Origin of the sequence: Microbacterium indicum DSM 19969, assembly GCF_000422385.1 — a bacterium.
In the GTDB taxonomy this organism is placed as follows: domain Bacteria; phylum Actinomycetota; class Actinomycetes; order Actinomycetales; family Microbacteriaceae; genus Microbacterium; species Microbacterium indicum.
This window is the reverse complement of the sequence record NZ_AULR01000004.1, coordinates 1-20,685: the sequence shown is the minus strand read 5'-3', so window position 1 is coordinate 20,685 and position 20,685 is coordinate 1. Positions and strand designations below refer to the sequence as shown.

Below are 20,685 nucleotides of genomic sequence, written 5' to 3'. Positions count from 1 at the left end.
GCTCAGGCGCGGCGGATGACCGTGTGGCGGTCGTTGCGCTCGCCGTACGACTCGGAGACGAGGCCCCGGTCGGACACGATGTCGTGCACGAGCTTGCGCTCGTACGAGCTCATCGCGGGCAGCGACGCCTGCGACGCGCCCTCGTCGAGCTTCGCCTCGGCGGCGTCGACGAGCTTCTCGAGCTCGGCGCGGCGGGCGTCGCGCGATCCTCCGACGTCGAGGATCAGGCGCGAGAACTCGCCCGTCTCGCGCTGCACCGCGAGGCGCGTGATCTCCTGCAGCGCCTGGACGGTGTCGGGATCCGCGAGCCTCTTGAGCGACTCATCCTCGCTCTCGACCGAGACGTACGCGCGCCCCTGACGCACGTCGAGCTCGAGGTCGCCATCGATGTCGGCGATGTCGAGGAGGCCCTCGATGAAGTCGGCCGCGACGTCGCCCTCGCGCTCGAGCTGCTCGGGAGTCGGGTCCTGGTGCGCGTCGGTCATGCCTTGCTCCCGTCGGCCTCGGGCGCGGATCCGCCCTGCTGGCCGTTCTGCTGCGGCTTCTGCTGGGGGGCCTTCTTGGCCCGCTTCGCGCTCTTCGGCTGCACGCGCTTCGCCTTGTTCTGGCGCTCGATCTCGGCCAGGCGGAGGAGCTCCTCCTGCTCGCGCTCGTACTCCTCGCGCGAGACGACCTTGCCCTCCTTGTTGATGGCCTTGCCGCGCTTCGCGACGCGCGCCTCGCGCGCCTTCCAGGCCTCGGACCCGGGGGTCGGGTTCTCGCGGATGATGTAGAACTGCTGGCCCATCGTCCAGAGGTTGTTGAAGAACCAGTAGCTGACGACGCCGAGCGGGAAGAAGACGCCCGAGAAGATCATCGCGAACGGGATGATGTACATCATCACGCGCTGCATCTGGTAGGCCTGGCCGGTCTTGGCCTCGGGGGAGAGGTTCTTCGACACGATCTGCAGCTGCGTGAAGAACTGGGTCGCGATCATCGCGGCGACGAGAATGATCAGCAGGACGATCGCGGAGACCGAGACCGGCGTCTGCTGGAAGTGCTGCACGAGCGTCATGTGCAGCGGCGCGATGCCGAACAGCGACGCGTCGTTGAACTGGTGCACGAGGTCGGACGTGAACAGCCACGAGTTGCGGCCGGGTGAGTCGGCGGCCGCCCATGTGCGGACGTCGTTCAGCGTCCAGTACAGCGAGAGGAAGATCGGGGTCTGGATCAGCAGCGGGAGGCAGCTCGACAGGGGAGAGGTGCCGTGCTTCTTGTACAGCGCCTGCGTCTCGCGGGCCATCGCCTCACGCGAGAGCTGATCGCGCTTGCCCCGGTACTTGTCCTGGACCTTGCGCATCTCGGGCGCGATCTCCATCATCTTGCGTTGGCTCTTGATCTGCCGCACGAAGAGGGGGAAGATCGCCAGTCGCACGATGACGACGACGCCTGCGATGGAGAGGATCCATGCGAGTCCGCTGTCCTGGGACATGCCGAGGTGCGTGAACACCCAGTGCCAGCCGACGAGGATCGCCTCGATCACCCAGCGGATGGGGACGAGGATGTTCCCGAGAAAGTCCACGGAAGGTCAGTCCTTTCGACGCGGCATGACGAATCCGCGAGGAGTCAGGTCGTACGAGAAGTGTTCGTGCGGTCGCACGTCGTCTTCGCCGCCGGCGGCCCAGGGGTGGCACCGGGCGATGCGCATCGCCGCCATCCCCGATCCTCTCACGAGGCCGTGCTGCTGCACCGCGCCGACGGCGTAGGCGGAGCACGAGGGGTAGTAGCGGCAGACCTCGCCGTAGAGGGGCGAGATCACGGCGCGGTAGGCGGTCAGCAGCGACAGCCCGAGGTTGCGCAGGATCAGACGCGGATCCAGGTAGCCCAGCACGCGGAAGCGCGCCGTGCCGTAGGAGGTCGAGGGGAGGACGCTCATGCCGATGCCCTGCGCTCGAGGCACGCGAGGATCTCGCGGCGCAGATCCGCGAAGGGCATCGTCGCCGCGGCGGGGAGCGCGCGGATCACGACGTCGGCGCCGTCGCGCAGGCCCGGCGCCGCCTCGTGGCAGATCGCCTTGAGCCGGCGACGCACGGTGTTGCGCGTGACGGCGTTGCCCACGGCCTTGCTGACGATGAAGCCGAAGCGCGCGGGGCGCGGCTCCTGCGTCAGCACGACATGCGTCACGCCGGGTGTGCTCGCGCACCGCGATCCCCGCCGGACGACTGTTCGATAGTCGATCCCGCGGGTGATCCGCTGCGTACGCGCAAGCACACCCGGCGTGAGGAAGAAGGTGTTACGCCGAGAGCTCGGTGCGGCCCTTGCTGCGGCGCGCGTTGAGGATCGCGCGGCCGGCGCGGGTGCGCATGCGGGCGCGGAAGCCGTGCTTCTTGGCGCGGCGGCGGTTGTTCGGCTGGTAGGTGCGCTTGCTCATCGTGTTCTCACTCCGGGTGGGATTGTCACCGGAATCGACTCACCGGAGACGTCGTACGAAACTGCCCAGGTAGGGCGGAAGTCAACCGAAACAGGCTACGCCGACGCGCCCGGATTCCGCAAACCGCGGGCGCAATCTGACAGTATCCCCACAGCGACCCCGCGCGCCCGGGAGAGACACGCGGATCCGGCGTCCGCGACGTTTGCGGCGAAGGCCCTTCCTGGCTAGCGTATTCCAAGTTATCCACAGGCTGTGAACAAGGGGGACGTGCGGATGGCAGAGGTACCGGATGTGCCCGTGTGGCGACGGGTCGTCGCCGAGCTCGAAGGCGACGATCGGATCACGCCGCAGCTCGAGGGCTTCCTGAACCTCGCTGTCGCGCAGGGCGTCATGGGCGGGGCGCTCTATCTCGACGTGCCCAACGACCTGACGGCCGGGCAGATCAACAAGAACGCCCGCGAGCCGATCATGGAGGCGCTCGCGAAGGTCGGGGAGGGCGTCGGGTCCTTCCGCGTCGTCGTGAACCCCGAGCTCGCCGATCAGGCGTACGTCCCCGAGCCGAACCCGATCGGCGAGGAGGCCGCGAGCCGGGCGGAGGCGGATCGCCCCGGGCCCCGCCCCATCGAGACGGCCCAGACGGCGTCGCGCAGCGAGACCCGCCTCAACCCGAAATACGTCTTCGACAACTTCGTCATCGGGCAGTCCAACCGCTTCGCCCACGCCGCGGCGGTCGCGGTCGCCGAGGCGCCGGCGAAGGCCTACAACCCGCTCTTCATCTACGGCGACTCCGGCCTCGGCAAGACCCACCTCCTCCACGCCATCGGCGACTACGCGCAGAACCTCTTCCCGGGCGTTCGCGTGCGGTACGTCTCGAGCGAGGAGTTCACGAACGACTTCATCAACTCGATCGCCGACAACCGCGGCGCCGCGTTCAACGCGCGCTACCGCGACCTCGACATCCTGCTGATCGACGACATCCAGTTCCTCCAGGGGAAGGCCGAGACGCAGGAGTCGTTCTTCCACACCTTCAACACGCTGCACGATCACGACAAGCAGGTCGTGATCACGAGCGACGTCGCGCCTCGCCTACTCACGGGCTTCGAGGACCGCATGCGCTCGCGCTTCGAGTGGGGCCTCATCACCGACGTGCAGGCGCCCGACCTCGAGACGCGCATCGCGATCCTCCGCAAGAAGGCGTCGAGCGAGCGGATCTACATCCCCGAGGACGTCATCGAGTACATCGCGACGGCGGTCTCGACCAACATCCGCGAGCTCGAGGGCGCGCTCATCCGCGTCTCGGCGTTCGCGAGCCTCAACCGCTCGGAGGTCACGCGCGAGCTCGCCGAGGGAGTGCTGCGCGACATCGTCGACAAGCCCGAGGACACGGTCGTCTCGCCGACCGAGATCATCGAGGCGACCGCGAAGTACTTCAAGCTCACGGTCGAGGACCTCTACGGACCCAGCCGCGCGCAGGCCGTCGCCCTCTCCCGACAGATCGCGATGTACCTGTGCCGCGAGCGCACGAGCCTCTCGCTGCCGAAGATCGGCCAGCTGTTCGGCGGGCGCGACCACACGACCGTGATGTACGCGACGAAGAAGATCACGGAGCTCATGAAAGAGAAACGCCAGGTGTACAACCAGGTGCAGGAGATCACGGCGCAGCTCGGCCGCGGCTGAGACGCGCCCGACTCCATCCACACGCCGATGCGTGTCGCCGCAGCATATCCGGCGACTTCTCCACACGTTATCCACAGGGCCCCCGATCGCCGGATCGGGGGCTTTTCGCGGTTTCCGGGCCCGTGTGCGGCCTCCGGCATGTGAACCCGCGGTGACGTATTCCCCAACTCGGCCTTGACAGACCGGATCCCCACCCCTTAATGGTTCTCCCCAGTGTGGACAAGTTGTGGATAACTGTGGAGACACGCGACCCGCTTGTGCAGGACACGCCCTCGGGGTGTGAAAAGCGCTGTGAGAGGCGAATCGCCCGCAGGTCGCTCGTCCACGCTGCCTCCGCACCCCGTCCACAGATCACAACGATGTAGTTCCCATGACCCGACAGGGATCCACAGAGTTATCCACATTCTCCACAGCCGTTAACGCTGTTAAGAGAACTTCTCTGAGAAGGGGATCCGATCACCTCAGGCGGCGGAGACCGGGGGTCGAGCGCGTCGACGACGAGCTACTAGCATGGGTTCTCCCGTGACTCGCGCCCATCGCGTCGAATCTCGCACCGTGTCGCGGGTAACAAGCCACAGAGGGAGTGCTCCGTGAAGTTCCACGTGAACCGAGACGTGTTCAGCGAGGCGGTCTCGTTCGTCGTCAAGCTGCTGCCGCAGCGCAACCCGCAGCCGATCCTCGCGGGCGTGCTCATCGAGTCGACCGAGGACGGGTTACTCGCCCTCTCGGCCTTCGACTACGAGGCCTCGGCCCGCACCGTCATCGAGGCGACGATCGACGAGCCCGGCACGATCCTCGTGCACGGCCGACTCCTGAACGACATCGCGAGCCGCCTCCCGAACGCCCCCATCGAGATCTCGACCGACGAGGACGGCGGCGTCGCCGTCGTCTGCGGCCCCGCCCGCTTCGCGCTCGCGTCGATGCCCGTCGAGGAGTACCCCGCGATCCCCGAGGTCACGGGCGAGTCGGGCCTCGTCCCGGGCGAGGACTTCGCGACCGCGATCGCGCAGGTCGCCTTCGCCGCGTCGCGCGACGACGTGACCCCCGTCCTCACCGGCGTCCAGCTCGAGGTCAAGGACCAGCACCTGAGCCTCGTGGCGACCGACCGCTACCGCGTCGCGATCCGCGACATCGACTGGGACGGCGCGCAGCACGACGCGACCGCGCTCGTCCCGGCGCGCACGCTCAACGAGGTCGGCAAGACCTTCTCGCACGGCGGCAACATCTCGATCGCGTTCTCGGGATCGGGCGACCGGGAGATCATCGCCTTCACGGCCGGGAACAAGACCGTGACGTCGCTGCTCATCAAGGGCAACTTCCCGCCCGTGCGCCGCCTCTTCCCCGAGCAGACCGGCCACTACGCGGTCGTCTCGACGAGCGACCTGCAGGAGGCCGTGCGCCGTGTGGCCCTCGTGCTCGACCGCTCGGCTCCCCTGCGCTTCACCTTCGGCCAGACCGAGGTGACGATGGACGCGGCCGGCGGCGACGCGGCGCGCGCGTCCGAGGCCGTCGACTCGACCCTCACGGGCGGCGACGAGGTCACGCTCGGCCTCAACCCGCAGTACCTCCTCGACGCGCTCGGGGCCGTGAAGAGCGAGTTCGCCCGCATCACCTTCACGTCGAGCGACAACGCCAACAAGCTGAGCCCGATCCTCGTGTCGGCCCAGACGTCGGCCGAGGACGCGGGGAACGACAACTTCAAGTACCTGCTGCAGCCCAACCTGCTGCTGCGCTGATCGGGCCCGGGCTCGAGACGTGATCGTCGAGCACCTGAGCCTCGTCGACTTCCGCAACTACGCGCAGGCCGAGCTCGGCCTGCGCCCCGGCACGAACCTGCTCGTCGGCCGCAACGGCCAGGGCAAGACGAACCTCGCCGAGGCGGTCGCCTACCTCGCGACCCTCGGATCGCATCGGGTTTCGTCAGACGCGCCGCTCGTGCGCGAGGGCAAGGAGGCGGCGTTCGTCCGCGCGCGGCTCGTGCACGGATCCCGCGCCGTCCAGCTCGAGCTGCAGGTCAACAAGCAGGGCTCCAACAAGGCGCGCGTCTCCGGCAACCCCGTCCGGCCGAGCGAGCTGCCCCGGTACGCGCAGGTCGTCCTCTTCGCCCCCGAGGATCTGCAGATCGTGCGGGGGGATCCCTCGGTCCGCCGCCGCTTCGCCGACCAGCTGCTCGTGCAGCGGATTCCGCGCATGGCGGGGATCATCGGCGACTACGACCGCACGCTGCGGCAGCGCACCGCCCTGCTGAAGTCGGCGCGGGCTCGCGGCATGAAGGTCGAGCAGCTGACGACGCTCGACGTGTGGGACGAGAAGCTCGTCGAGCTCGGCGCCCAGATCATCGACGCCCGCGCGGCGCTCGCGGCCGACCTCGAGAAGCCCCTCGCCGACGCCTACGCCGCGATCGCGGGCGAGGATCACGCCCCCGGGCTCGCCTGGGCGCAGTCGATCGGCGGCGCCGACCCCGAGGAGGGAGACGCCCGAGAGACGGCGCCGACGGGAGGCGCGACGGCGGAGCGCTTCCGCCAGGCGCTCGCGGAGAAGCGCGCACAGGACCTCGAGCGCGGGATCACCCTCGTCGGGCCGCACCGCGACGACCTCGTGCTCCGTCTGCGCGGGCTGCCCGTCAAAGGGTACGCGTCGCACGGCGAGAGCTGGTCGGTCGCGCTCTCGCTGCGCCTCGCGTCGGCCGAGCTCCTGCGGGCCGAGTCGCTCGGCGGCGACCCGATCCTCATCCTCGACGACGTGTTCGCCGAGCTCGACGCGGCTCGGCGCAGGCGCCTCGCGGCCGTCGTCGCGGGCTACGAGCAGGTCATCGTGACGGCGGCCGTCGCGGGCGATCTCCCCGACCCGCTTCGGGATCACGCCGTCCGGATCGAGGCGGGGCAGGTCCTGGGCCCGTTGGCCGAGCACCCCTTGGACGAGTCGCATGGCTGACGAGCGGCCCCCCGGGATCCCCGAGACGATCGCGACCTACCTGCGGCTGCGAGGGCTGCCGCTGTCGAAGGCGGCGAGGCGGCGCAAGCGGCAGCGCGGCCAGCAGGAGGGATCCGCGCCCTTCACGAAGGGACGCGACCCGGGATCCATCGGCGACGCGATCGACGCGCTCACCGCCGGGAGCGGGTGGAACCCGCAGCTCGAGCGCGAGACCCTCGCGCTCAACTGGCAGGAGATCGCGGGCGACGACAACGCCGCGCACTCGTTCATCGAGACCTTCGCGCAGGGCCTCGTCGTCGTGAAGTGCGACTCGACGGCGCGCAGCAAGCAGATGCATCTCATGCGCGCGGCGTTCCTCACCCGCATCATCGAGCTCTACCCCCACGCCGGCGTTCGGGACATCCGCTTCCATGGGCCGGACGTCCCTACCTGGAATCATGGCTTCAGACGCGTTCCAGGGCGCGGTCCGCGCGATACCTACGGTTAGTGCACCCAGGATCCCATCCCCGACGGATCTGTCGCGTCTGAGGGGCGCCTGCGGGCTTTCGAGCCGTCGAACGGGGTAGAATGAAGGGGCTGTACGGAGTACAAAGGAGCCCCCTTCCGATGACGAGCGAGACCCCTCAGAACGAGCCTGAATCGACGACGGCCGACGCGGGGGGCGAGCGCAAGCACGTCGGGCCCGGAAAGGTCGAGGGCGAGTACGGAGCCGACCAGATCCAGGTGCTCGAGGGGCTCGAGGCGGTGCGCAAGCGCCCCGGCATGTACATCGGATCGACGGGCCCGCGCGGCCTGCACCACCTCGTCTACGAGATCGTCGACAACTCGGTCGACGAGGCGCTCGCCGGCTACTGCGACACCATCTCCGTGACGCTGCTCGAGGACGGCGGCGTGCGCGTCGACGACAACGGGCGCGGCATCCCCGTCGCGATGCACAAGGTCGAGAAGAAGTCGACGCTCGAGGTCGTGCTCACGGTGCTCCACGCCGGAGGCAAGTTCGGCGGCGGCGGATACGCCGTCTCGGGCGGCCTGCACGGCGTCGGATCCTCGGTCGTCAACGCGCTCTCGACCCGCCTCGAGGCGGTCGTGAAGACCGACGGCCACGTGTGGCGCCAGTCGTTCGCCGACGGCGGCACCCCCGTCGCCCCCGTCGCGCAGGGCGAGGAGACGAGCGAGACCGGAACGAGCATCTCGTTCTGGCCCGACGCCGAGATCTTCACCGAGACGACCGAGTTCGAGTACGAGGTGCTCCGCACCCGCTTCCAGCAGATGGCCTTCCTCAACAAGGGCCTGAAGATCGAGCTCTACGACGAGCGCCCGCAGTCGATCGAAGAGGTCGAGACGGAGGAGGGCGCCCCCGAGGCGCAGCAGCGCCACGACGTCTTCCACTACGAGCGCGGCCTCACCGACTACGTCCAGTACCTCAACGCGGCGCGCAAGTCCGAGTCCGTGCACGACGACATCATCGACTTCGAGTCCGAGGACACCGAGCGGAAGATCTCGCTCGAGGTCGCGATGCAGTGGACCACCTCCTACAGCGAGAACGTGTTCACCTACGCCAACACGATCAACACGCACGAGGGCGGCACGCACGAGGAGGGCTTCCGCGCGGCGCTCACCTCGCTCGTGAACCGCTACGCGCGGGCGAACAACCTCCTCAAGGAGAAGGACGACAATCTCACGGGCGACGACGTGCGCGAGGGCCTCACGGCCGTCATCTCGGTCAAGCTCGGCGAGCCGCAGTTCGAGGGCCAGACGAAGACGAAGCTCGGCAACACCGAGGCGAAGAGCTTCGTGCAGCGCATCGTCTCCGACGAGCTCGGCGACTGGTTCGAGCGCAACCCCAAGCAGGCGAAGAACGTCATCACGAAGGCGATCGACGCCGCGACGGCGCGCCTGGCCGCCCGCAAAGCCCGCGAGTCGGCGCGACGCAAGAGCGTCTTCGAGTCGGCCGCGATGCCCGACAAGCTCAAGGACTGCACGTCGAAGGATCCGTCGATCAGCGAGATCTTCCTCGTCGAGGGAGACTCGGCAGGCGGATCCGCGGTCGGCGGCCGCGACCCGCACACGCAGGCGATCCTGTCGCTGCGCGGCAAGATCCTCAACGTCGAGCGCGCGCGCATCGACAAGGCGCTCGCCAACCGCGAGGTGCAGGCGATGATCCAGGCTTTCGGCACGGGCATCGGCCCCGAGTTCGATCTCGAGAAGGCGCGCTATCACAAGATCGTCGTCATGGCGGATGCCGACGTCGACGGCCAGCACATCACGACGCTGCTGCTGACGCTGCTGTTCCGCTACATGCGCGGTCTCATCGAGGCCGGCTACGTGTACCTCGCGATGCCGCCGCTGTACCGGCTCAAGTGGTCGAACTCCGAGCACGAGTACGTGTTCAGCGACCACGAGCGCGACGTCCTGCTCAAGCACGGCGCCGAGAACGGCAAGCGCATGCCCAAGGAGGCGGGCATCCAGCGGTACAAGGGCCTCGGCGAGATGAACGACAACGAGCTGTGGGACACGACGATGAACCCCGAGACGCGCACGCTGCGTCAGGTGACGATCGACGACGCGGCCGCGGCCGACGAGATCTTCTCGGTCCTCATGGGCGACGACGTCGACTCCCGACGCACCTTCATCCAGCGCAACGCGAAGGACGTCCGGTTCCTCGACATCTGATCGAGAACGCGGACCGGACGTAAGGAGAGAGCCCGATGGCAGACGAAGAACGCCCCGACGAGATCCTCGAGCACAACCACGGCAACATCGACCAGGTCGATCTGCAGTCGGAGATGCAGCGCAGCTATCTCGACTACGCGATGAGCGTGATCATCGGGCGCGCGCTGCCCGACGTGCGCGACGGCCTGAAGCCCGTACACCGCCGCGTCGTCTACGCGATGTACGACGGCGGCTACCGCCCGGACAAGAAGTTCTCGAAGTGCGCCCGTGTCGTCGGCGAGGTCATGGGTCAGTACCACCCGCACGGCGACAGCGCGATCTACGACACCCTCGTGCGCCTCGTGCAGCCGTGGTCGCTGCGCTACCCGCTCGCGCTCGGCCAGGGCAACTTCGGATCCCCGGGCAACCAGGGCGCCGCCGCCCCGCGATACACCGAGACGAAGATGGCCCCGATCGCGCTCGAGATGGTGCGCGACATCGAGGAAGACACCGTCGAGTTCGAGGACAACTACGACGGCGAGACGCAGGAGCCCACGGTCCTGCCTGCCCGCTTCCCGAACCTGCTGGTCAACGGCTCGGTCGGCATCGCCGTCGGGATGGCGACGAACATCCCGCCGCACAACCTGCGCGAGGTCTCCGACGCCGCGCTCTGGGCGCTCGATCACCCCGACCTGCCCCGCGAGGAGCTCCTCGGCGGGCTCATGCAGCGCATCCCGGGCCCCGACTTCCCGACGGGCGCACAGATCCTCGGAACCAAGGGCATCCACGAGGCGTACCGCACGGGCCGCGGATCCATCACGATGCGCGCCGTCGTCGCGATCGAGGAGATCCAGGGCCGCACCTGCCTCGTCATCACCGAGCTCCCGTACCAGGTCAACCCCGACAACCTCGCCGTGAAGATCGGCGAGCTCGCCCGCGAGGGCCGGGTGCAGGGCATCGCCGACATCCGCGACGAGACCTCGAGCCGCACGGGCCAGCGCCTCGTCGTCGTACTCAAGCGCGACGCCGTCGCGAAAGTCGTACTGAACAACCTGTACAAGCACACCGACCTGCAGACGAACTTCGGCGCGAACATGCTCGCGATCGTCGACAACGTGCCCCGCACGCTGCCGCTCGACGGGTTCATCTCGCACTGGATCACGCACCAGCTCGACGTCATCGTGCGCCGCACGAAGTTCCGCCTCAAGAAGGCGGAGGAGCGCATGCACATCCTGCGCGGCTACCTCAAGGCGCTCGACGCGCTCGACGAGGTCATCGCGCTGATCCGGCGCTCGTCGACGGTCGACGACGCGCGCGAGGGCCTCAAGGCGCTGCTCGACATCGACGACCTGCAGGCCGACGCGATCCTCGCGATGCAGCTCCGCCGCCTCGCGGCGCTCGAGCGGCAGAAGATCATCGACGAGGCCACGGAGCTCGAGGCGAGGATCGCCGACTTCCGCGCGATCATCGCGTCGGAGGAGCGCCAGCGCGACATCGTCAAGACCGAGCTGGCCGCGATCGCCGACCGCTTCGCCGACGACCGCCGCACCGAGATCCTGCACGGCTTCGACGGCGACGTGTCGATCGAGGACCTGATCGCAGAGGAGGAGGTCGTCGTCACCGTCACGCGCGAGGGCTACGTCAAGCGCACGCGCAGCGACCTCTACCGCTCGCAGCACCGCGGCGGCAAGGGCGTGAAGGGCGCGGCGCTCCGCGGCGACGACGTCGTCGAGCACTTCTTCGTCACGACGACGCACCACTGGATCCTGTTCTTCACGAACACGGGCCGCGTCTACCGCGCTAAGGCGTACGAGTTGCCCGAGGCCGGGCGCGACGCGAAGGGCCTGCACGTGGCGAACCTGCTCGCGCTGCAGCCCGACGAGACGATCGCCGAGGTCATCGAGCTCAAGACGTACGAGGACGCCGAGTACCTCGTGCTCGCGACCAAGGCGGGTCTCATCAAGAAGACGCGCCTCGGCGAGTACGACTCGAACCGCCAGGGCGGAATCATCGCGATCAACCTGCGCGACGGCGACGAGCTGCTCGACGCGATGATCGTGAACGGCGACGACTACCTGATGCTCATCAGCCGCAAGGGCATGTCGCTGCAGTTCGCGGCGAGCGACGAGTCGCTGCGACCGCTCGGCCGCGCGACGAGCGGCGTCAAGGGCATGTCGTTCCGCGAGGGCGACGAGCTGCTGAGCGCCTCGGTCGCCCGCGCCGACACATACGTGTTCACGGTGACCGACGGCGGGTACGCCAAGCGCACCGCGATCGAGGAGTACCGGATCCAGGGCCGCGGCGGCCTCGGGATCAAGGTCGCGAAGCTCAACGACGACCGCGGCGAGCTCGCCGGCGGCCTGATCGTGGAGGAGGACGACGAGGTGCTCGTCGTGCTTGCGAAGGGCAAGGTGGTACGCTCGGCCGTTGCCGAGGTGCCCGCCAAGGGCCGCGACACGATGGGCGTGGTCTTCGCCAGGCCCGCCAAGGGCGACAGCATCCTGACGATCGCTCGCAACAGCGAGCGCGGTCTGGGTGAGGACGAAGACGCCGACGAATCGGCAGAAGACAACGCTCCCGAGACCCCCGAAGGTGACGCATGAGCACGGTAGCCGACAAGCTCGCGCAGAAGTCCGCGCAGAAGTCCTCGTCGAAGCAGGTCCGCCTGCGCCTCGTCTACGTCGACTTCTGGTCGGCGGTCAAGCTGTCGTTCCTGATCGCCATCGCGATCGCGATCGTCACGCTCGTCGCGATCCTCCTGCTGTTCCTCATCATCCAGTCGACGGGTCTCATCGGCCAGCTCGACGAGTTCGTGAGCAGCTTCAGCGACGGATCCATCTCCCTCGCCTCCGCGATCGGGCTGCCGCAGGTCTTCGCGTTCGGCGCGGTGTGCGCGATCCTCAACCTCATCGTCGTGACGGTGCTCGGCGCCGTCGCCGCCGGCATCTACAACATGGCCGTGAAGATCACGGGCGGCCAGCTCGTCGGCTTCACATCCAACTGACAGGCTCGCCCGGGCGCCTCGGTTTGGCTGGTGCGCCCGGGTTCGGGTAACATCTTGCAGGTTGGGAAGTTCGCTTCCCGATGGGATGGGGCTATAGCTCAGGTGGTTAGAGCGCTTCACTGATAATGAAGAGGTCCCAGGTTCAAATCCTGGTAGCCCCACGTTCGCCCCGGATCTCCTCGGAGATCCGGGGCTTTCTCTGTCTCGGTGACCTTGTCGGGCCGGACCTGCGCGTGGGAAGCTCGACGAATCCGCACAGGTGCCATCACGACGGGGAAGACATGCTCACGACCGGTTGTCGACTCCCCTGCCGCCTGTTCGCCGGCGGCCTGATCGTGGCCGCGATCGCGGTCACGGCGGTCTGCTCGCCGTCGCCCGCGCCCTCGTCGGCCGGGGACACGCCCGCGGTGACGGACGCGGCGGCCACCCCGTCGAGCGACGCCGCGGAAGCCACCCCGACGGCCGAGCCGCAGGTCGAGACGTCGGAGGCCGCCGACTACACCGCCCTCTGCGAGGCGAACAGCGCCGCCACGGCGGCGAAGGCGGGCACAGTCGGCGAGGACCTCGCCGCCGTCTCCGTGCAGCTCGAGGAGATCAACGCGCTTCTTCCCCTGCAGGGCGTCAGCGAGGAGCTCGGGCGCGGCGCCGAGGCGTTCGCCGAGTCGGCCGCGGCGGACATCGCTGTCCTCGAGCAGTTCCCGGCGGACAGCCTCGTCTCCGACGTCGGCCTCGACCCGAAGTTCACCGAGTCGGAGGCTCTGCAGCGGATCGCCTCCGACCCCGACTACCAGGCCTTCGTCGTGTGGATGATCCAGGAGTGCGGGGTCGGCTGAGGCGGATTTCCTATCTGAGTCGCTCGCGCAGCGACGCGAGCTCGGCCGCGAGCTCGGGCGGGATCCGGTCGCCGAACCGGGCGTAGAACTCCTCCGTCAGGTCGGCCTCCGCGCGCCAGGCCGTGCGGTCGACGGCGAGCAGCTGCTCCTCGTCGACGTCGATGCCCGAGGTGTCGAGGGATCCCGGGGCCGGGACGCGCCCGATCGGGGTGTCGACGGCCGCGGCCTCGCCCTGCAGGCGGCGGATGATCCAGTCGATGACGCGCGAGTTCTCGCCGAAGCCGGGCCAGAGGAACGCGCCGTCCGCCCCCTTGCGGAACCAGTTGACCTGGAAGATCCGGGGCAGGGTCTCGACGGATCCGCCCATGCGGATCCAGTGCGCGAAGTAGTCGGCCATGTTGTAGCCGCAGAACGGCATCATCGCGAAGGGGTCGCGCCGCAGCTCGCCGACCGTGCCCTCGGCCGCGGCCGTGCGCTCGGACGAGATCGTCGACCCGAGGAACACCCCGTGCTCCCAGCTCGTCGCCTCGACGACGAGGGGGACGTTGGTCGCGCGCCGCCCGCCGAAGAGGATGACGTCGAGCGGGACGGCCTCCTCCCACGCGTCGGAGATCGACGGAGACTGCGCGGCCGCGACCGTGAAGCGCGAGTTCGGGTGCGCCGCGGGGCGTCCATCGGCCGGGGTCCAGTCGCGGCCCTGCCAGTCGATGAGGTGATCGGGGGCCTCGTCGGTGAGCCCCTCCCACCACACGTCGCCGTCGTCGGTGAGGGCGACGTTGGTGAAGATCACGTCGTGCGTGAGCGTCTCGACCGCCGTGACGTTCGTCGAGGCGCCGGTCCCCGGGGCGACGCCGAAGAACCCGGCTTCGGGGTTGATCGCGTGGAGCTTGCCGTCGCCGCCCGGCCGGATCCAGGTGATGTCGTCTCCGAGCGTCTCGACCGACCAGCCGGGGATCGTGGGCCGCAGCATCGCGAGGTTCGTCTTGCCGCAGGCCGAGGGGAACGCCGCCGCGACGTGGTACGCGCGCCCGTACGGATCCGTGACGCGGATGAGCAGCATGTGCTCGGCCATCCAGCCCTGGTCGCGGCCGAGGACCGAGGCGATCCGCAGGGCGAAGCACTTCTTGGCCAGGATGGCGTTGCCGCCGTAGCCGGATCCGTACGACCACACCTCGAGCGACTCGGGGAAGTGCGCGATGTGCTTCTCGGGGTTCGAGGGCCAGGCCGTGTCCATCTGCCCGGGGGCGAGCGGGGCGCCGACGCTGTGCACCGTGCGCACGAAGGGCTCGCCGGCCGCGATGAGGCGCGTGACGTCGTCGCCGACCCGCGTCATGATGCCGATCGAGGCGACGGCGTAGGGGCTGTCGGTGAGCTGCACGCCGAGCTGCGAGATCGGGCCGCCGACCTTTCCCATCGAGAACGGGACGACGTAGAGCGTCCGGCCGCGCATCGACCCGGCGAAGAGCGGCTCGAGCGTCGCGCGCATCTCGGCGGGTGCGACCCAGTTGTTGGTCGGGCCCGCGTCCTCCTCGCGCTCGGAGCAGATGAATGTGCGCGACTCGAGGCGGGCGACGTCGTCGGGCGTCGAGCGCGCGAGGTACGAGCCGGGGCGCTTCTCGGGGTTCAGCGGGATGAGGGTGCGCTGCGCGACCATCTCCGCGAGGAGCTCGTCGCGCTCCCGGGGGTCGCCCGAGATCCACTGGATCCGGTCGGGCTCGGTGAGGGCCGCAATGCGGTCGACCCAGCCGAGCAGGGCGCGCATACCGGGACCGTCGATGTGCGGCTGGGTGGAGGTGCGGGGCAGCGGGGCGGCGATCGTCACGGTGATGCTCCTTTGCGTCGGTGTGACAGCCAGTGAACCGGAGGATTCGCCGAGATTCTCGGCCGGGACGTGCGAAAGAATCGCCGTTCCTTCTGCTTTGTCAAACGCCCCATGGCCCCGGTAGACTGAACCCTCGAGTCACCGTACGGTGCTCGGGGCCTTAGCTCAGTTGGTAGAGCGCCTGCTTTGCAAGCAGGATGTCAGGAGTTCGAATCTCCTAGGCTCCACGAAGAGACGGGCGAAGGGACGCCCGAAGGGACGTGGGAAAGTTGCTCTGATCAGGAACTTTCTTCGGTCTCTATCGGTACGTTCTCCGTCTCATTGGCAGTGGCAGTGGCAGTTGTCGTAGCTGTTGGAGTTCGAGGGAACCCCAGGTCTTCTGACCTGGGGTTTTCTTGTTTTCCGTTTCGATTCCCGGCAGGTGCCTAGAGGTCATCGGTACGTCCTGCATACGGTGACTTCGCCTGACTTGGGCCATCGGATTGGGACGGTTCGGCGCCCGTGGTCCTGTTCTTCTCCTGTGCTTCGCGTTGCTTGGCGAGGTTGACGAGTGTCTCGGCGAGAAGCTTCATGTCGGTTGGCCGGTCGGGGTCGGACCATGCGATGAGTCTGCTGGGGCCGCGTCTGCGTCGACGTGGTGCGGGAGCGAGTTGGGGTTGCGCGCGAAGAGGGGCGATCGCGGCCTCTGCCCGCTGGTGCGCTTGAGTATCAAGGGTGGCGAAGGATCGATAGGCGAGGCCGGCCGCCTTCGCCAGGTCGGGCTGCGCGGCGACTGCCGCATCGCGACGAGCGATGACGTCGGACTCGGAGAGGTCGTGGCCGAACAGGTAGAAGTCCTGGAGCGCCCATTGTTGTTCCGCTGTCAGGCGTCTGAGGAGGTGCCCGCCGGTAGCCCAGTTCGTCTGAAGACTCGTGCGGCGGGCGAAGAACTCTGTGCGATTCAGTTGTGGCATGTGACCTTCATGGCACAGCAGCCCGAACGGAAGATGAACTCGTTCGGTGTATTCGCGATCAGTTCATCCGTCGCGCACTGGATCGATACTGACTGCAACCCATGCCATCGAAGAGCCACTGCTGGCCTGAGAGGCGGCGCGCCCGATTCGATGACGAGCGAGAGGATCGTGGGCTTGAGTGGACGGGGCGCTACGATGCGGAGATGTCCGTGTTGGGCTCATCAATGTCCGATGCCAGGCATACACTGTCTTCATGCAGCACTTTTCTATCCTTCGATCGCTAGTTCGTGTCGCGCTGGCCAATGACACTCCTCCGCTTAGGCATCAGGTCGAGCGTCTTGTGGAAGCGATGTCTGCCGCGGGCGAGGAGAAGGAAGCGGCGGCGCTGAAGAAGATGCTGTCGACTGCGTCGCGAGCATCGGAGCTTGCTCCAAGTCGCATCGCCAAGAGCCGGACGGCGATCGCCGTCGGCGAACGACTCACCCCGACCGTCCCGGTTCCTGTGGACAAGGAGTCGGCGGCTGAACTGGCGACTGTGATCATGCCGGATCAGATCCATGTTCGATTGCCGCTGTTCCCCGCATCAGTCCAAGAAAACGTGGAGGCGCTCCTTCAGGAGTGGGAGAGTGCGGAGGTGCTGCGCCAAGCAGGGATGCGCCCAACTCAGTCGCTGCTGGTCTACGGGGCGCCGGGTACAGGGAAGACCACATTGGCGCTTTGGTTGGCGCAAAGACTGGGTATCCCGGTGGTTCTTGCTCGTCTGGATGGCCTCATCAGCTCGTACCTCGGAACAACCGCGCGGAACGTGGGTGCGTTGTTCACGTTCGCCAATCGATATGAATGTGTTCTTGTGCTCGACGAGTTCGACGCGATTGCCAAGCTGCGTGATGATCCTAACGAGGTCGGCGAGATCAAACGAGTCGTGAACGCGCTGCTGCAAAACATGGACTCGCGCGACGGGCGGGGCATCACGATTGGCCTAACCAATCACGAGTCGTTGCTCGATCCAGCAATCTGGCGGCGCTTCGAGGTTCAGCTCGCCGTACCGATGCCGGAGTTCGATCAGAGGGTTGAGATTGCTCGTCGCTTCCTCGACGACGATGAGGCAGCTGGCGCTGAAGCAAAGTTGCTCGCTTGGGTGTGCGAGGGTGTGTCGGGCGCGGAACTTCAGACCATGGCGACCAAGTATCGCAAGCGGCGCCTCCTCCAGGCGGACTCTGGTGCCGCTCCCATCAGAACTGCGGTGCAACTCTCTCGATCGACCTCGGTGCACATCAGCGCTGAGCGACGGCGTCAAATCGAGAGGGACGATGCAGCACTGACTCGTGACCTCGCCGCAACGGATTCGACGTTCAGCAACGTCGAGTTGGCTGCTCTGTTCGATTGCAGCACTAAGACGATTAGCCGACGCCTCGGTGGCGGCGGTGAGGAGGGCGACACAGATGCCGAATGAACCAGTTCAAGTCGTCCTCAACCCCGGGGCGCTCCGAGCGCCACGAGATCGCCAAACACCCAACGGCAACGGGACGGACTTCTATGCTTCTCGTCCGAGCGCGTTCGGCGCTCACCGGGAGACTCTTGCTACAGCGCTGCGGGGAGTTCTCGCGGCGCTCGAAAGCGATCTGACTTTTGGGGGCCTTGGGTATCTAAAGGTAACCATGGCGCCGAACGCGATCGCCAAGAGCCATCGCCCTCAACAACGTCTCTTCCGTCCTGCTCTCACGCCGCATGTTGCGACAGCACGGGTCGGGGAACCGATATATGCGGTCACGCCTGATAGCTTGCGCAAGGTGCTCGCAGCGGTGCTGAAGGCGGAAACGAAAGTGCCGCAGAAGGTGGACCCGAAGACTGGGCGTAGCTTCCCGAACCCCTCACGGTATCGGTGTGAAGTGTCAGCGATCGACACCATCTCGCTGTGGACGGAGGAGGACAAGCGAGGCTTCAGCGCTGCCGAAGGGGCCGCATGGCTGTCACGAGCTGGCACCGGAGGCCGCTACCTCGTGGAGCTGTTCCCGATCGCGACGGCGGAGACAAGTCCTGAACTCACAACGGCAGAGCAACACGCCATAGAGTCTCTACAGAACGGCGTCGGGGCACTCAGCCTGAGCATGATTCGGCTACGGGGTGCTGGCGCCCCCGTTCTTTCTCTCCAACCGTTGCCGCCAGGGATGCCGAGCATAGTTCGTCTCGCGCTGCCGCAAGGCGATGCCGCTTCTCCTTCTCCCGAATCTGCGGAGCCACCGGCCGTTGTAGACGAGGCAACGCACCAGAGTGTGTTGGAATCAATCTCTCGAAACCCTCTTGTCCGATCCGTGCTTCTGCCACCCGTCGTGCAGCGAGCTGCGACGGCACCGCTTTCTCTGGGGTCACCGCTCCCCGCTGGAACCTTTGATCGCCCTTCAGAGGCCTCCGCTGCGCTTGTCGGCATCGTCGACGGTGGAGTCGGGGATGCCGTCGGGGACTGGGTCGAGGGCCGTTGGGGTCAGCTCGCGGACACGGACCGAGACGTAAGCCATGGCACGTTCATCTCCGGCCTGCTCGTCGCGGCCGGCACCCTGAACTCGTTCCTGGCAAAGCAGCCTCACGGCTGTCGCGTGATCGACGTGGACGTGCTACCGGCGGATCCGGGCGAGACTGGTATTCCTTTTGACGCCTACTACCCCGGGGGAGTCCCGGACTTCATGGACGAAGTGGAGGCAGCGATTGCGGACCTACGCACCCGATATGGCGTCCGCGTCTTCAACTTCAGCATGAACTTCCGGACCCCCGGCGACGGAACCCGATACGGGTACGCAGCAATTCGGCTCGACCAGATCGCCGCTCAACAGGATGTGATCCTCGTCATCTCTGCAGGCAACATCCCCCTCGCACAACAACGCGCAGAGTGGTCAGCAGACACGACCGCCGCCCTCGCTAGCTTGGTTGCCGACACCGACGGCATCCTCGCTGAACCTGGCGAAAGTCTCTTTAATGCTTCTGTCTCAGCACTCAACCCTCCAGGCCTTCCAAGCCAGGTTCCGTTCGCATTAGCTCGATACAGTCGACGCGGCCCGGGACTACGCGGTGCAACGAAACCTGACTTCGCCCACGTTGGCGGATCCGGTACCCCATCACCCACGATCGGCTCGGGACTTTTCTCCGTTACCGCAGATGGCAATCTCGCTGCCGATGCAGGCACCAGCTATGCCGCCCCGCTCGTCGCTCGTCGGCTCGCCGACCTAGACTCGCTCATCGAAGGTGATGTCTCAAGAGAAGTGCTCTTGGCAATGTTGAGTCACCACTCTCACACCCCTGGAGTGTTCGCGCAGAAGGACATCTTGCCGGTCACGCGCGATCTGATCGGCTTCGGAGTGCCAGTCGAGGCCGAGGAGATGCTGCAGCGCGATGATTCCGAGATCACCTTGGTCTTCGATAGTGTCCTTCAGCCCAATGAACAGGCGACCCTCACTTTTGCATGGCCGGAATCCCTTGTAACGGACGGCAAGTGCCGAGGATACGCGAAGCTCACGCTTGTAGCTCGGCCTCAGCTGGCGTACGAGCATGGTGACGAGCGGGTGCGTGTCAACATCGCCGCAAAACTAATGCAGCAAAACAAGGACGGTGGCTTCGACAACCGTCTACGCCCCGTGAACATGGCCAAGACTCGCGACGGCGAGCCTCGGGCCGAACGTGACCTCATCAATGAGACGCTCAAATGGCAGGTAGCCAAATCGTTCGACGCGCGTCTCGCTGGGCGGGGGCCGAGCTCGACCTGGAAGTTCGTCGTCAACTATCTCACTAGAGCCGATGAGGTGATGCCAACCGAAGGCGTTGAGTTCGCGGCAGTCCTAACGATCTCCGATCCGAAAGGTGTGGCCCCTGTGTTCCGGCAGATGCGACAGCAACTGGGGCAGCTTGGCATCCGAACCGATGACATCCGCACCAGCATCCGATCTCGTGCGCGTGCCTAATTCGTATCGGTGCCGAGGAACGCAGGGCAAGACGACGAGCTACGATCATTACGCCCGGGAATGCACCATCGCCCTGCTGACTCTTAGCCTCGGACACGTCCGGGCAAGCTAGCGACAATGAGCCGGCAGGAGCGGGGACTGCTGCACGGGTAGGTGACAGGTTGTAGTCACGCCGCGAGTGCGACGGTCGTGTTCATGATGGTCTCGAATTCGATGGGCGTCAAACGGCCCAGACGCGCCTGGCGTCGCCGGCGGTGGTAGGTCCGCTCGATCCAGGTGACGATCGCGATGCGCAGCTGCTCGCGGGCTGTCCAGGAGCGGCGGTTGAGGACGTTCTTCTGGAGCAGGGCGAAGAAGCTTTCCATGGCTGCATTGTCACCGCTCGACCCGACTCTGCCCATGCTCCCGACCATGCGATGACGGGCCAGAGCACGCAGGAACTTCCTGCTT

General features: G+C 66.9%; 18 protein-coding genes and 2 tRNA genes. 12 read left to right on the top strand and 8 right to left on the bottom strand.

Translation table 11 applies throughout. The annotated features are described in order from the left end of the window. Positions 1-2: 2 nt before the first annotated feature. The 5 genes from H576_RS0106360 to rpmH are packed head-to-tail and all read right to left on the bottom strand — an operon-like array spanning position 3 to position 2,410. The gene (locus tag H576_RS0106360; RefSeq protein WP_029150248.1) at positions 3-485 is read right to left on the bottom strand and encodes a Jag family protein; all 483 of its coding nucleotides are present in this window, start codon (positions 483-485) and stop codon (positions 3-5) included. Then, entirely contained in the window at positions 482-1,561 is a 1,080-nt protein-coding gene (yidC, locus tag H576_RS14600) for a membrane protein insertase YidC (protein WP_036319743.1), read from the bottom strand. Before yidC ends, H576_RS0106360 begins: the two co-directional genes overlap by 4 nt. A 6-nt stretch (positions 1,562-1,567) precedes the next feature. Then, positions 1,568-1,915, bottom strand: a complete 348-nt coding sequence (gene yidD / locus H576_RS0106350) for a membrane protein insertion efficiency factor YidD (protein WP_036319776.1) — start codon at positions 1,913-1,915, stop codon at positions 1,568-1,570. Continuing rightward, complete coding sequence (gene rnpA / locus H576_RS0106345) at positions 1,912-2,250, bottom strand: ribonuclease P protein component (protein ID WP_029150246.1); 339 nt, start codon at positions 2,248-2,250, stop codon at positions 1,912-1,914. Before rnpA ends, yidD begins: the two co-directional genes overlap by 4 nt. A 22-nt stretch (positions 2,251-2,272) precedes the next feature. Then, positions 2,273-2,410 carry a 50S ribosomal protein L34 gene (gene rpmH / locus H576_RS0106340; protein ID WP_029150245.1) on the bottom strand — a complete coding sequence of 46 codons (138 nt, stop codon included), beginning with the start codon at positions 2,408-2,410 and terminating at the stop codon, positions 2,273-2,275. Between the two features lie 273 nt (positions 2,411-2,683). Between rpmH and dnaA the strand changes: the two genes are divergently transcribed. The 9 genes from dnaA (at position 2,684) to H576_RS0106295 (ending at position 13,510) form a co-directional block, all read left to right on the top strand. Next, the gene (dnaA, locus tag H576_RS0106335) at positions 2,684-4,087 is read left to right on the top strand and encodes a chromosomal replication initiator protein DnaA (protein ID WP_036319739.1); all 1,404 of its coding nucleotides are present in this window, start codon (positions 2,684-2,686) and stop codon (positions 4,085-4,087) included. 590 nt (positions 4,088-4,677) lie between these two features. Next, entirely contained in the window at positions 4,678-5,823 is a 1,146-nt protein-coding gene (gene dnaN / locus H576_RS0106330; protein WP_029150243.1) for a DNA polymerase III subunit beta, read from the top strand. 19 nt (positions 5,824-5,842) lie between these two features. After that, positions 5,843-7,021, top strand: coding sequence for a DNA replication/repair protein RecF (recF, locus tag H576_RS0106325; RefSeq protein WP_029150242.1), 1,179 nt, complete (start codon positions 5,843-5,845; stop codon positions 7,019-7,021). Further along, positions 7,014-7,508 (top strand): DciA family protein, encoded by a 495-nt coding sequence (locus H576_RS0106320; protein WP_029150241.1) that lies wholly within the window; start codon positions 7,014-7,016, stop codon positions 7,506-7,508. Before recF ends, H576_RS0106320 begins: the two co-directional genes overlap by 8 nt. A gap of 119 nt (positions 7,509-7,627) precedes the next feature. Next, positions 7,628-9,694, top strand: coding sequence for a DNA topoisomerase (ATP-hydrolyzing) subunit B (gene gyrB / locus H576_RS0106315; RefSeq protein WP_029150240.1), 2,067 nt, complete (start codon positions 7,628-7,630; stop codon positions 9,692-9,694). A 35-nt stretch (positions 9,695-9,729) separates the two neighbouring features. Then, complete coding sequence (gene gyrA / locus H576_RS0106310) at positions 9,730-12,276, top strand: DNA gyrase subunit A (protein WP_029150239.1); 2,547 nt, start codon at positions 9,730-9,732, stop codon at positions 12,274-12,276. Continuing rightward, entirely contained in the window at positions 12,273-12,677 is a 405-nt protein-coding gene (locus tag H576_RS0106305; RefSeq protein WP_029150238.1) for a DUF3566 domain-containing protein, read from the top strand. The genes gyrA and H576_RS0106305 overlap by 4 nt, the downstream gene beginning before the upstream one ends. An 87-nt stretch (positions 12,678-12,764) precedes the next feature. After that, positions 12,765-12,838, top strand: a tRNA-Ile gene (locus H576_RS0106300). A gap of 120 nt (positions 12,839-12,958) precedes the next feature. Continuing rightward, positions 12,959-13,510 (top strand): hypothetical protein, encoded by a 552-nt coding sequence (locus tag H576_RS0106295; protein ID WP_029150237.1) that lies wholly within the window; start codon positions 12,959-12,961, stop codon positions 13,508-13,510. A 10-nt stretch (positions 13,511-13,520) separates the two neighbouring features. Here the strand turns inward: H576_RS0106295 and H576_RS0106290 are convergent, their stop codons facing one another. Beyond that, positions 13,521-15,272 carry a phosphoenolpyruvate carboxykinase (GTP) gene (locus tag H576_RS0106290; RefSeq protein ID WP_084502534.1) on the bottom strand — a complete coding sequence of 584 codons (1,752 nt, stop codon included), beginning with the start codon at positions 15,270-15,272 and terminating at the stop codon, positions 13,521-13,523. 214 nt (positions 15,273-15,486) lie between these two features. On the opposite strand from H576_RS0106290, the gene H576_RS0106285 reads away from it, so the two are divergent. Further along, positions 15,487-15,559 (top strand) — tRNA-Ala (locus tag H576_RS0106285). A gap of 198 nt (positions 15,560-15,757) precedes the next feature. Here H576_RS0106285 and H576_RS16620 read toward each other — a convergent pair. After that, complete coding sequence (locus tag H576_RS16620) at positions 15,758-16,285, bottom strand: hypothetical protein (protein WP_156888151.1); 528 nt, start codon at positions 16,283-16,285, stop codon at positions 15,758-15,760. Positions 16,286-16,538: 253 nt separating this feature from the next. Here H576_RS16620 and H576_RS0106280 point away from each other — a divergent pair, with 253 nt between their 5' ends. Both H576_RS0106280 and H576_RS16310 read left to right on the top strand, forming a co-directional pair. Continuing rightward, complete coding sequence (locus tag H576_RS0106280) at positions 16,539-17,738, top strand: AAA family ATPase (protein WP_029150235.1); 1,200 nt, start codon at positions 16,539-16,541, stop codon at positions 17,736-17,738. 205 nt (positions 17,739-17,943) lie between these two features. After that, positions 17,944-20,235, top strand: a complete 2,292-nt coding sequence (locus tag H576_RS16310; RefSeq protein ID WP_169564315.1) for a S8 family serine peptidase — start codon at positions 17,944-17,946, stop codon at positions 20,233-20,235. A gap of 167 nt (positions 20,236-20,402) precedes the next feature. Here the strand turns inward: H576_RS16310 and H576_RS0106270 are convergent. Then, a partial coding sequence (locus tag H576_RS0106270) for an integrase core domain-containing protein (protein WP_156888150.1) occupies positions 20,403-20,685 on the bottom strand: 283 nt, incomplete at its 5' end.